This is a genomic window from Bacteroides sp. AM07-18 (assembly GCF_003602695.1).
In the GTDB taxonomy this organism is placed as follows: Bacteria; Bacteroidota; Bacteroidia; order Bacteroidales; family Bacteroidaceae; genus Bacteroides; species Bacteroides uniformis.
The window spans coordinates 82,085-95,149 of record NZ_QTLM01000013.1; the positions used below are offsets into that span (position 1 = coordinate 82,085).

Annotated in this window: 10 protein-coding genes; 3 read left to right on the forward strand and 7 right to left on the reverse strand. The window is 45.6% G+C overall.

Annotated features, from left to right (window positions below; genetic code table 11):
* The first annotated feature begins 87 nt into the window (after nt 1-87).
* Nucleotides 88-1,983 carry an AAA domain-containing protein gene (locus DW096_RS14730; RefSeq protein ID WP_117963477.1) on the forward strand — a complete coding sequence of 632 codons (1,896 nt, stop codon included), beginning with the start codon at nt 88-90 and terminating at the stop codon, nt 1,981-1,983.
* A 61-nt stretch (nt 1,984-2,044) separates the two neighbouring features.
* On the opposite strand, the gene ilvC is transcribed toward DW096_RS14730, so the two are convergent.
* From ilvC to ilvD, 5 genes are all read right to left on the reverse strand, one after another.
* Entirely contained in the window at nt 2,045-3,088 is a 1,044-nt protein-coding gene (gene ilvC, locus DW096_RS14735; protein ID WP_118931091.1) for a ketol-acid reductoisomerase, read from the reverse strand.
* A gap of 50 nt (nt 3,089-3,138) precedes the next feature.
* The gene (locus tag DW096_RS14740) at nt 3,139-3,888 is read right to left on the reverse strand and encodes an acyl-[acyl-carrier-protein] thioesterase (RefSeq protein WP_034523242.1); all 750 of its coding nucleotides are present in this window, start codon (nt 3,886-3,888) and stop codon (nt 3,139-3,141) included.
* Nucleotides 3,888-4,448 (reverse strand): acetolactate synthase small subunit, encoded by a 561-nt coding sequence (gene ilvN / locus DW096_RS14745; protein WP_005833135.1) that lies wholly within the window; start codon nt 4,446-4,448, stop codon nt 3,888-3,890. The genes DW096_RS14740 and ilvN overlap by 1 nt, the downstream gene beginning before the upstream one ends.
* Before the next feature lie 32 nt (nt 4,449-4,480).
* Complete coding sequence (ilvB, locus tag DW096_RS14750; protein ID WP_005827165.1) at nt 4,481-6,232, reverse strand: biosynthetic-type acetolactate synthase large subunit; 1,752 nt, start codon at nt 6,230-6,232, stop codon at nt 4,481-4,483.
* Nucleotides 6,233-6,323: 91 nt separating this feature from the next.
* Complete coding sequence (gene ilvD, locus DW096_RS14755) at nt 6,324-8,126, reverse strand: dihydroxy-acid dehydratase (protein ID WP_117680589.1); 1,803 nt, start codon at nt 8,124-8,126, stop codon at nt 6,324-6,326.
* 489 nt (nt 8,127-8,615) lie between these two features.
* Between ilvD and DW096_RS14760 the strand changes: the two genes are divergently transcribed.
* Nucleotides 8,616-9,188: a peptidylprolyl isomerase gene (locus DW096_RS14760; protein ID WP_005833142.1), complete on the forward strand. Its 573-nt coding sequence runs from the start codon at nt 8,616-8,618 to the stop codon at nt 9,186-9,188.
* A 99-nt stretch (nt 9,189-9,287) separates the two neighbouring features.
* Here DW096_RS14760 and DW096_RS14765 read toward each other — a convergent pair whose 3' ends face one another.
* Both DW096_RS14765 and DW096_RS14770 read right to left on the reverse strand, forming a co-directional pair.
* Nucleotides 9,288-10,568, reverse strand: a complete 1,281-nt coding sequence (locus DW096_RS14765; RefSeq protein ID WP_118931092.1) for a serine dehydratase subunit alpha family protein — start codon at nt 10,566-10,568, stop codon at nt 9,288-9,290.
* 146 nt (nt 10,569-10,714) lie between these two features.
* A complete protein-coding gene (locus DW096_RS14770; protein WP_087331999.1) occupies nt 10,715-11,467 on the reverse strand; it encodes a DUF4925 domain-containing protein in 753 nt (250 codons plus the stop codon).
* 519 nt (nt 11,468-11,986) lie between these two features.
* Between DW096_RS14770 and aroC the strand changes: the two genes are divergently transcribed.
* On the forward strand, nt 11,987-13,063 hold the full coding sequence (gene aroC, locus DW096_RS14775; RefSeq protein WP_008664052.1) for a chorismate synthase: 1,077 nt from the start codon (nt 11,987-11,989) through the stop codon (nt 13,061-13,063).
* Nucleotides 13,064-13,065: the final 2 nt, after the last annotated feature.

The window sequence follows — 13,065 nt, forward strand, 5'->3', positions numbered from 1 at the left end:
ATATCATAAACAAATAAAAAGGCTGAATAGTTTAACAAAATAAAGCATTTTTTCCGTCGGAAGCGAAGAATGATTACCTTTGCAACCATGAAGGAACAAGATTCAAATAGTCCTATTATTCACCTCCAACAGCAGCAACTTTTGCTGCGCATGGAATACGAATACGAAAAAGAGGAATTCAAACGCCAAACCGAAAACATGGGGATTGCCCGGAAAGTGAAACGGGGACTTTGCTGGTATCCTGCCACTCCGGGACGAAGTTACTATAATTCACTGAATCAATTAGTAATAGAAATTACACACACAGAAAATACCGATATAGAACATAATTTTGAGTTCGGCCGTCCCGTATGTTTTTTCCGCCAGTCTGCCGATGGAAAAATAACCTATATGAACTTCACCGCTACCGTAAGCTATGCCGACGAGACACGGATGGTAGCGATAATGCCCGGAGCCGGTGCCGTGATGGAAGTGCAGGAAACGGACAACCTCGGCGTGCAACTTTATTTCGACGAAACATCCTATCGGACCATGTTCGAAGCCTTGGAAGATACGTTACGCTCCAAAGGCAACCGCCTGGCCGAATTGCGGGACATATTGCTGGGAACCTCGAAAGCCGGTTTCCGAGAGCTCTACCCCGTACGGTTTCCCTGGCTGAACTCCACGCAGGAGACAGCTGTAAACAAAGTGCTGTGTGCCCGCGACGTGGCCATTGTACATGGTCCTCCGGGAACCGGAAAAACGACCACCTTAGTGGAAGCCATCTACGAAACCCTGCATCGGGAACCGCAGGTACTGGTATGTGCCCAAAGCAATACTGCCGTCGACTGGATTTCGGAAAAACTTGTGGACCGTGGCGTCAATGTCCTGCGTATCGGCAATCCGACCCGTGTCAACGACAAGATGCTTTCCTTTACCTACGAGCGTCGTTTCGAGAACCATCCGCTTTATCCGGAGCTGTGGAGCATCCGGAAAAATCTCCGTGAACTGGGCAGCCGTGCCCGCCGTGGCAGCTATGACGAACGCGAAGGAGTACGCAGCCGTATGAGCCGCCTGCGCGACCGCGCCACCGCATTGGAAATACAAATCAATGCAGAGCTTTTTGATGGGGCACATGTCATAGCCTCCACGCTAGTAAGCAGCAATCACCGGCTGCTGAACGGACGCCGTTTCGGCACCCTTTTCATTGATGAAGCAGCCCAGGCCTTAGAAGCTGCCTGCTGGATAGCTATCCGAAAAGCAGACCGCGTGGTATTGGCGGGTGACCACTGCCAACTTCCGCCCACCATAAAATGCCACGAAGCCGCCCGTGGAGGTCTGGAACGAACATTGATGGAGAAAGTGGTGTCCAACAAACCTGCCGTTGTCTCTTTGCTGAAAGTGCAATACCGCATGCACGAGGAAATCATGAAATTTCCTTCCCAATGGTTTTATAATGGCGAGTTGGAAGCCGCTTCCGAAGTGCGTTACCGGGGCATCCTGGACTGGGATACCCCTATCCACTGGATTGACACCTCCGAAATGGATTTCAAAGAAGAATTTGTGGGAGAGACTTTCGGACGCATTAATAAGGCGGAAGCGGACCTGCTCCTATCAGAACTGAAAATCTACATCAACCGTATCGGTGGCAGCCGCATTCTGGAAGAAAAAATAGACTTCGGCATCATCTCCCCTTACAAGGCACAAGTGCAATATCTCCGCAACAAGATAAAGGCAGACGCTTCACTCAAGCCTTATCGCAGCTTGTTCACTGTAAATACGGTGGATGGCTTCCAAGGGCAAGAGCGCGATGTTATCTTCATCAGCCTTGTCCGTGCCAACGAAGAAGGACAGATAGGATTCCTGAATGATTTAAGGAGAATGAATGTAGCCATCACCCGGGCACGTATGAAGCTGGTGATATTGGGAGAGGCAGAGACGCTGAAACATCACGGTTTTTACCGGAAGCTATTGGAGTTTATTCAAAATATAGGGAATCAATAATAAAGAAATACCCCCTCCGGTAACACCGAAGAGGGTATTTCACCTATTTATATAAAGCTGATTAATTGTTTTCCGGACGAAGTTTACGAACTGTAACAGCTGTCTGCCACATTTCGCTTTCACGCAAGGCTTTCAATTCTGCATTCAGCTTCTCACGATAATCGGGTTTGGAGTTACTGTCGATAGAAATCTGGGCTTCGTTGCCCGACTTCACACTTGCATACAATTTCTGTACAACCGGCTTGATGGCATCATGGAACGGGGTCATCCAATCCAGCGCACCACGCTGTGCCGTAGTAGAACAGTTGGCATACATCCAGTCCATACCGTTCTTGGCAAACAATGGCATCAAAGATTGAGTCAACTCTTCCACTGTTTCATTGAATGCTTCAGAAGGAGTATGGCCGTTTTCGCGCAATACTTCATACTGAGCCAACAGCAATCCCTGGATAGCACCCATCAATGAACCGCGTTCACCGGTCAAGTCGGAAGTGGCTTCGCGGATGAAAGTTGTCTCGAACAAATATCCCGAACCGATACCGATACCCAGTGCAATCGTCTTGTCAAAAGCCTTACCCGTAGCATCTTGATAGACGGCATATGATGAGTTCAAGCCACGCCCTTCGAGGAACATGGTACGAAGTGAAGTACCGGAACCTTTGGGAGCAACCATAATAACATCAATATCTTTAGGAGGAACCACGCCGGTACGGTCGTTCCAGGTAATAGCAAAACCATGAGAGAAGTAAAGAGCCTTTCCGGAAGTCAAGTAAGGTTTGATAGTCGGCCATACAGACATTACAGCTGCGTCAGACAACAGACACATGACGATAGTACCTTTCTGACAAGCCTCTTCGATGCCGAACAAAGTCTCACCCGGTACCCATCCGTCAGCCACAGCCTTTTCGTATGTCTTACCCGGACGTTGTCCTACAATCACATTGAAACCGTTATCACGCAAGTTGCAAGCCTGGCCCGGGCCTTGTACGCCATAACCGATTACTGCAATTGTTTCATCTTTCAAAATCTCACGTGCTTTTTCCAAAGGAAATTCTTCGCGGGTCATTACATTCTCAATAACACCGCCAAAATTCAATTGTGCCATTTTTTGTTTTAATTTTTATTTGTGGCTTACGCCAACGTTGATAAATTTATTTATTTCTCTGTAAATATCACTTTAGAGCGACAGACCACTTCGCTGCCATTCTTTTTCACCTCCACATCGTAAACGCCCTCACCGGCATCATCCATGAACAAAGTCAACTCATCCCCATAATAGCTTTCGGCTACATATGCCATTTCAAAACGACGGATGCGCTTCTCCTTATACATCTCTATCGGGAACAAATCAAGGATATGCTCGATGTAACGGATGCTGTTCACATGCCCGTTAATGTCAATATCACTGTATTTGGCTACCAAAGCAGCAACCGGTTCCTTTGAGGCCACCTTTATCCGCGAAGGTTTTTCTATCGGGCAAGGCTCATCGCAAACATAATCTACAATGCTGCCACTATGAAGAGCCAGCAAATCTGCCGGCTTACGGGTATTCATGCTAATCATCGCCCAAACGGAACGTGCATACCCAATCTTCTTACCCTCCTTATCGATGATAGCGAAATTACGGTCTGTAAAAAGGCGATAGACATTCTCCACCCAAGTCTGAATGGAGAAATCTTCGTACTGATAAGGCATTTCATCCAGTTCGACAGCCAGACGGGACAATACCCAAGTATAATTGTCCTCGTTTAGAGTCGCGATGCCAAAACCGCGGTCGCTGGCATGGAAACCCGCACAATTCAACAAATGGTTGCCCAATACTCCCATTGTCAGCCGTCCGGTAAAGTCGACATGAAACGGTTCGGCAACAAACTTGTAGGTACCTATCTTATTGTTCTCGCTCATCATGATTCTTGGTGTTTACTTTGACGATATTTTGCTTCACGGTCCGCCAGATATTCATTGACACGCTCAAAGCAGCTGGTCGTAATGGCTACGCGACCCGAACGGACGAACTGAAGTACGCAATCCAACTGGCGCAACTCCTCATAAAGATTGGTTATTTCCTCACTCATGCCATTCTTCTCAACAATGGCAAATACAGCATTCACCTCCACAATACGGGCATTGTACTTACGGATTACTTTGGACACCTCCGGTTTTTCTTCCAGCGTAGGGGTCGTTATTTTATAGAGAGCAATCTCGTGCTGATAGATTTCATCATCCGTAAAATAATGGGCTTGCAGCACATCTATTTTCTTGGTAATCTGCTTGGTCACCTTTTCAATGGTATCCTTGTCCGTCCAAGCGGTAATGGTATATTTATGTACCCCCTTGATGGAGGAGGCCGATACATTTAAACTTTCGATGTTTATCTGCCGACGGGTAAACACAGCCGTCACTTGATTCAGCAAACCGGCAAAGTTTTCCGAATGAACAATGATTGTATATAGTTTTTTATCCATAGATAGAGTAAATTCTTTAATTTCGCATGACTTCAGCATTCCAACAACATCTGATTGACCGAACCGCCCGGAGGTGTCATCGGCATTACATTTCCTTCTTCCTCCACACAAGCTTCGAGCAGGAACGGTCCGTCGGTTGCTATCATCTCGTCAATCGCTTTTGCCAGCTCCTCGCGGGTCATTACCCTGCGTGCAGGAATATCATATGCCGAAGCAATCTTCATATAATCCGGATTCATCATCGGAGTAAACGAATAACGACGATTGAAAAACATCGCCTGCCATTGACGAACATTGCCCAAGAAGTTATTGTTCAACAGAATCATCTTCACCGGAGCCTTTTGTTCCATGATGGTACCCAGTTCCTGCAGGTTCATCTGCAAGCCGCCGTCTCCCATGAATACGCATACCGTGCGGTCCGGACGTCCAAAAGTGGCACCGATAGCTGCCGGAAGGCCGAAGCCCATAGTACCCAGGCCACCGGAAGTAACAATGCTACGTTCCTTGCTGTATTTGAAATAACGGGCGGACATCATCTGATTCTGGCCGACATCAGTCACCAATATCGCCTCGTTATGGGTAGCCTCACTCACAGCACGCACCACCTCACCCATGCTTAGCGCTTTTCCTGCCGGATGTAATTCCGGACGGATTACCTTTTCCTCTTCCACTTCCTCGTATTGCCGGAAACTGTCAATCCATTCCTGATGGTTGGCGGGTTCCAGCAATTGGGTAACGGCAGCCAGTGTCTCTTTGCAATCTCCCAGGACAGCAACATCGGTCTTTACATTCTTATCTATTTCGGCAGGGTCAATATCAAAGTGGATAATCTTCGCCTGCTTGGCATATGTTTCCAATTTACCCGTCACACGGTCATCAAAGCGCATGCCTACGGCGATAAGGACATCACATTTATTGGTATTGATATTGGGCCCCAGGTTACCGTGCATACCAAGCATTCCTTTGTTCAACGGATGGTCCGTAGGCAAGGCAGAAAGTCCCAATAAAGTGCATCCGGCAGGCATTCCGGCTTTCTCAATGAAAGCACGAAGCTCTTGCTGGGCTTCTCCCAGCTCCACGCCTTGTCCTACCAGCACCAAAGGCCGTTCCGCACCATTTATTAATTCAGCAGCCTGCCGTATGGCCTCCGGCTCCATTTCGGGAACGGGAAGATAGCTACGGACATAGTCCACCTTAGTAGGCGCATATTCTGTTTTCTCCACTTGGGCGTTTTTAGCAAAATCCAGCACGACCGGTCCCGGACGTCCGCTCTTTGCCACATAGAAAGCACGTGCCACTGCCCAGGCCACATCTTCTGCACGACGAATCTGGTAACTCCATTTCGTGATAGGCTGAGTAATGCCTACCAAGTCCACTTCCTGAAATGCATCCGTACCCAAGAAGTTCGTCCCTACCTGGCCGGCAATGACAACGATAGGCGTACTGTCAATCATGGCATCTGCAATGCCCGTGATAGTATTGGTAGCACCCGGTCCACTGGTAACCAGACAAACGCCAACCTCGCCTGATACACGTGCAAAGCCTTGTGCCGCATGGGTTGCTCCTTGTTCATGGCGAACCAAGATGTGGTTCAATTCCTTCCGGTGGTCGTATAAGGCATCGAATACCGGCATGATGCTCCCTCCCGGATAACCGAAAATAGTCTTTACTCCCTGATGCTCCAGAGAACGCATCAATGCTTCTGCGCCTGTTATTAGAGCCTCACCCCGACCCTCTCCTTGGGAGAGGGAGGAAAAGTTACTCTTTTTATTATTATCAGCCATACTTTATCTATTCATTATATTTAAAAGCTCAATAGTAGCTTGAAAAATTTGTTTCATTCTCTCCTCCCCTCGCTTTCGGAAAGGGGGGCTTTTAATCAATCAGCCTCACAGCCCCTTTGTCAGCGGAACTCACCATACTGGCATATGCTTTCAATGCTTTGGAGACTTCACGGTTGCGGGTTACCGGAGTCATAGGGCGTGCTGCAAGCTCTTCATCCGTCAACTTCACATTGATAGAACGGTTCGGTATATCAATTTCGATAATGTCCCCATCCTTAATCTTGCCGATATTACCACCGGCAGCCGCTTCGGGAGAAACATGTCCGATACTTAGTCCGGAAGTACCACCACTGAAACGCCCGTCGGTAATCAATGCACACTCCTTACCCAGATGGCGGGATTTGATATAAGAAGTAGGATAAAGCATCTCTTGCATACCCGGTCCACCTTTCGGCCCTTCGTGAGTGATGACGACGACGTCTCCACTGACCACCTTTCCACCCAGAATACCGTCACAAGCCGCATCTTGTGAGTCGAAGACTTTCGCTGGCCCCGTAAATTTCCAGATACTCTCGTCTACACCCGCAGTCTTGACAACGCAACCGTCCTGAGCTATATTTCCCTTCAAAACCGCCAGACCGCCATCCTTGCTGTATGCATGTTCCAAATCACGGATACAACCGGTCGCACGGTCCGTATCGAGTTCCTTATAAGACGCATTTTGTGAGCCGAGTACCAGATTGAACTTTCCGGCTGCCGCACTGGAGTATTTCTTGATTGCCTCTTTACATACATTAGAGCTGGTAATACTATACCGGTCGATTGCCTCTGCCAACGTCATTCCATCCACACGGTGGACATTCGTATCGACCAATCCGCCCTTGGCAAGCTCATCCATGATGGCAATGATGCCACCGGCACGGTTAACGTCTTGTACATGATACTTTTGGGTATTGGGAGCTACCTTGCATAAGCAGGGGGTCTTGCGGGAGAGCATGTCAATGTCGTCCATCTTAAAATCCGCTCCGGCTTCGTGAGCCACAGCCAACAAATGAAGTACCGTATTAGTGGAACCGCCCATCGCAATATCCAGCGTCATGGCATTCAAAAATGCCTCGCGGGTAGCAATACTGCGCGGGAGTACACTCTCATCCCCTTCTTCATAATATCTAAAGGCATTCTCTACAATCAACCTGGCTGCATCCTCAAATAGTTTCTTGCGATTTTCGTGAGTGGCTACAATCGTGCCGTTACCGGGCAGTGCCAATCCAATCGCTTCATTCAAGCAATTCATGGAATTAGCGGTAAACATGCCTGAGCAGCATCCGCAAGTGGGGCAGGCATGTTGCTCAATCTGTGCCACCTCTTTATCGCCCACACTTTCATCAGCAGATTTAATCATGGCATCAATCAAATCCAAATGCTGTCCGTTCCATTCCCCGGCTTCCATCGGACCGCCTGAAACAAACACAGTCGGTATATTCAGCCTCATAGCCGCCATCAGCATCCCCGGAGTAATCTTGTCACAGTTACTGATGCAAACCATAGCATCTGCCTTATGGGCATTTACCATATACTCCACACTATCGGCAATGATATCTCTTGAAGGCAGGGAATAAAGCATACCGTCGTGTCCCATAGCGATACCGTCGTCAATGGCAATCGTATTGAACTCCGCAGCAAAACACCCCAGTTTTTCAATCTCTTCCTTTACAAACTGGCCTATTTCGTGCAGATGTACATGCCCGGGGACGAATTGTGTAAATGAATTGACTATAGCGATAATGGGCTTACCCATCTGTTCCTTCTTCATACCATTCGCCGTCCACAATGCACGGGCTCCCGCCATGCGGCGACCTTGTGTGCTGAACGAGCTGCGTAACTGATGCTTCATTTTCAAATCTCCTTTTAATGAAAAAGCCTCTCCCACTATAGTGAGAAAGGCTTAATAAATTATCTTCTAACGTACGAATACATACATAACCTTTCTCACGCTCTTGATGCCACCACCACGACGCGAATAATATGCAGGACTGCCAGGTTAATAGATGTATGTAAATTCATAACTTAATTCTTCTTTTTTGTTTCAAACGTGCTGCAAAGGTAAGGGCTTTTTTATAATCTCCAAACAAATTGAAGAAAAAAATAAGATAAATATGAATAATCGTAAGAAAATATCGCCCTAAAATCCTATTTTATCACTTAACAGTTCTAAATAGCACCATTCAGACAGCCAATGTAAATGTATTGCCAATCATTGAAACCATTTAATAATCTGAAAATTACCAAAGGCTCTCTACATCCCGAAACAAATAATTCGTATCTTTGTCTCTTCAAATACTCAAAAAAAAGTATTTACTAATTAAATAAAGATAGAAAATTAATGGAAACAGTAGAAAACAAGTACATCACCGTAGCATATAAGCTGTACTCAATCGAAAACGGAGAAAAAGATTTCGAAGAAGAAGCACCCGTAGAGCATCCTTTTCAGTTTATCTCAGGTCTGGGAATGACACTCGAACCCTTTGAAGCCCAGATAAAAGACTTGCAGATAGGCGATAAATTCGACTTTACCATTCCGGCATCAGAAGCTTATGGTGAATATGACGACGACCATGTTATTGACCTCCCCAAAGAAATCTTCATGATAGAAGGAGAATTCGACAGCGACCGTGTAGTGGAAGGCGCCGTCATCCCCTTGATGACTTCTGAAGGTCAACGCATCAATGGAAGTGTAGTAGAAGTAAAGGAAGACGTAGTTGTAATGGACATGAATCATCCACTCGCAGGTTGTGATTTGAACTTTACCGGAGAAGTGGTGGAAAGCCGTCCGGCTACGAACGAAGAGCTTGCTGAAGTTGCCCGTATGATGGGTGGCGGTTGCGGCAGCTGCGGTTGTGGTGACTGTGGCGACGGATGCGGCGACCATGAATGTGGAGGCGGATGCTGCCACTAAAGAATTAAGAATTAAAAATTAAAGAATCAGACTACACAGTATTAAGCATGCCGCATGGTAATTCTTTAATTTTTAATTCTTTAATTTTCAAATTCTATATTATTTACTTGTCATTATCTCCAATACCAATTTATCCGTTTCATTCATTCCTTTAGAACCGATTTTTGTCAGATTACGGATACTCTGATCCACATCCTCATCAATAATACCTTCTACGGAAGTCACACAACGGTTTTCCATGGCCATGATGGCTGAAAGCACTGCGGTTGAAACTCCGGTAGTTACTTTCAATGCACAACTGGGTTTGGCACCATCACAAATCATTCCGGTAAGATTGGCAATCATGTTCTGTACAGCATATGCCACCTGCTCATAAGTACCCCCCATTAGCCAAGTTATACCGCAACTGGAACCAGTGGCAGCAACCACACAACCGCATAAGGCGGATAACCGTCCCAAACTCTGCTTGATATAGATTACTGTCAAATGGCTCAACATCAAGGCACGAATCAATTCTTCTTCTGATTTCCCGTTTTCTTCGGCATAAATCAAAACCGGCAACGTAGCGGATATACCTTGATTACCGCTTCCTGAATTACTCATGACCGGAATCATGGCTCCTGCCATACGGGCATCGCAAGCACCGGAAGTATAAGAAAGAATATGGGAAAAAACACTGTCCCCCATAACCTTATGCTCGTAAGTACCACGAAGGATTTTTCCCAAGCCATGTCCGTAATCACCCTCAAAAGAGCTTTCTGCGGCAGCCTTATTCAGACGGGCCGTTTCGAGGATAAAACGAATTTCGTCCAACGGAGCCGTCAAAGCAAAATCATAGACTTTCCGCAAGCTTAAATCCAGCGCACCTTCCTCCTTTTCTGTGCTTGCAACAGCCTGCTTGTTCAACAGCACTTCCCCATTGCGTGCCATGTATACAAAGGAAGTGTGTCCACCTGCAATGATAGCAGTGGACTTTTCATCCCCGACCTCACAACAAACTTCAACATAAAGCTTCTCTTTAATGCCATCTTTCAGTGCTATATGGATGCGCTTTTCATCTATAAAACGTCTTCCTTCTTCCATGGCATCGGGATTACAATCCTTCAATACCTCCAGTTGATATTCCGATTTACCGATTAAGGCACCAAGCGCTACTGCAATAGGCAGCCCAATCATTCCTGTACCGGGAATTCCTACGCCCATCGCGTTCTTCAAGATATTGGCACTTAAAAGAACCGTTATCTTTTCCGGATGTCTGCCCAATACTTCCGCAGCTTTTGCCACACACAATGCCACAGCTATAGGTTCTGTGCAACCTATAGCAGGAACGACCTCGGATTTAACCAAATCAATAATCTGTTGTCTTTCCGTTTTTGTCATATTTATTCAATTTAGATGCAGACAAAGGTAATGTATTTTATTCTATAATAGAAGGAATAGAAGGAATAAAATAAATCCCACTATTAAGACATTGCTTAATAGTGGGATTCCCTATCTTAAGTTGTTATCTTCCTGTCTAAATTAGATTACTTTTTCAAATTCAAACCCAATTCAAACTTTGTAGTTTTTGACATTGCAGTCGGAAGGTCTCCCAATATAGCTTTTATCATAGGACCAAAACTACCTAATGCATCCGGATCATCAGGAATCAATTCTGCAATTGCCGGTCCCATAGCAGCAATAGTAGTCATAAGTTCTTTATCAATAAAGATTTTCACTTCTTCATTATTATTAGACAACGCATAATTCACAGGGATTCCATTCTTCACAAGTTCCAACAATTGAGATATAACAGTAGTTATATCAGCTTTAGTATTAGCATCGGCTATTATTTTTTCCAGATTCAGGAAAAGCAACATTTTACCATTCCCCTGCAATTTAAAGGTTGCATAATCTGCCGGTGAAGTCTCCCATACCGGAGTTATTGGCTTCTCACCTGAAAGATCTATCCCTGCAGAAGAATAAGTGGCCACTATATTACCGTCAGCACTCAAAGTAACATCCTGCAATACCTGCGGCAATATCACAGACCCCATCTGTATAGCTAACGACGGAATAGCACTTACCGGCAAAAATGATAGATATGTGTCCTCAGGTGCCTCCCATGTCATAAAAACACTACCTCCGATCACCGAATTATTTTCATCCAATTCAACAGCCGGAACTTTCCAAGTACCAATAACCGGGTCTTTAATCTTATCATCGTCGTCATCACTACAAGCAGTGAACAAACTCATAGAGCAAATCAACGCAAATAAAAAAAACAAATTCTTTTTCATACTTAAAAAAACATATTTAGTTAATAAAAAAATCTCCCAAGAGATAATTGTCTCCATTTTAAAGAGAAAATGCAAAGGAACACTTTTTAGAAATACTGAGCAAGGTCTTTTCTAAAAAAAGGATGTTCCATTTTTAAGATATCCCTTATTAATCCAAGTAGAAGGATTCCACAAAAAACAATTGTTCGCTTCTTATCAATCATAAGTTGATCTTATATCAATGTAGAGTTTTCAAGTATTGACACTGAAGGTACCAATACATTGAACTGCATTAGGACCGATATACAAATGATATTCAACAACTTAACACAGCTCATCTTTAATATGATTAGTACCGAACCGCTTCTTTTGCCTCTCTACACTGCAAAATAGCCACCACAAGGAACCTATTGTTTGCAAAAAAATACATTCTATTCAAACGAATCCAAAAAAAAGTTGTTATCTTTATAAAGTCAAAAGCATTTCTTATAAAGCGTATTGGCACATTAACCTCATATATAAACCTTTAAAGCATTTGATATGTTCAACTCATTTGGAAATATTCTCCGTCTTACCAGTTTTGGGGAATCGCACGGTAAGGGCGTGGGAGGAGTGATAGACGGATTCCCTGCAGGAATAGTCATTGATATGGATTTCGTCCAGGCAGAGCTCGACCGACGCCGCCCCGGACAGTCACGTATCACTACCGCCCGGAAAGAAGGTGATAAAGTGGAGTTCCTCTCCGGCATCTTCGAAGGAAAATCCACAGGCTGCCCCATAGGATTCATTGTATGGAACCAAAACCAACATTCTGACGATTACAATAATCTGAAAGAAGTCTACCGACCGTCACATGCCGACTATACTTATAAAGTGAAATATGGCATCCGCGACCACCGCGGAGGTGGACGTTCATCAGCCCGTGAAACAATCTCGCGTGTAGTAGCGGGTGCCCTGGCCAAATTGGCGCTGAAGCAGCTGGGTATACACATCACGGCGTACACTTCACAAGTAGGTCCTATCCGCCTTGAAGAAAATTATACCGCATACGACCTCGACCTGATAGAGACCAATCCGGTCCGCTGCCCCGACCCGGCGAAGGCAAAAGAAATGGAAGAACTCATCTTCAAGATAAAGGGAGAAGGAGATACCATCGGAGGAGTGGTGACTTGTGTCGTCAAAGGATGCCCCATCGGACTGGGACAACCCGTATTCGGCAAGCTCCATGCAGCACTTGGAGCAGCCATGCTCAGCATCAATGCAGCAAAAGCATTCGAGTATGGAGACGGTTTCAAGGGATTAAAGCAGAAAGGCTCGGAGCAGAATGATGTGTTCTACAACAATAACGGACGTATCGAGACCCGCACCAATCATTCGGGCGGTATACAAGGTGGAATCAGTAACGGGCAAGACATCTATTTCCGTGTAGCCTTCAAACCCGTGGCAACCGTACTGATGGAGCAACACACCGTGAACATTGACGGTGTAGACACCACCCTGAAAGCCCGAGGACGCCATGACCCGTGCGTATTGCCACGCGCAGTACCCATCGTGGAAGCAATGACAGCAATGACATTGTTGGATTATTACCTGATTGACAGAACAACACAACTATAATA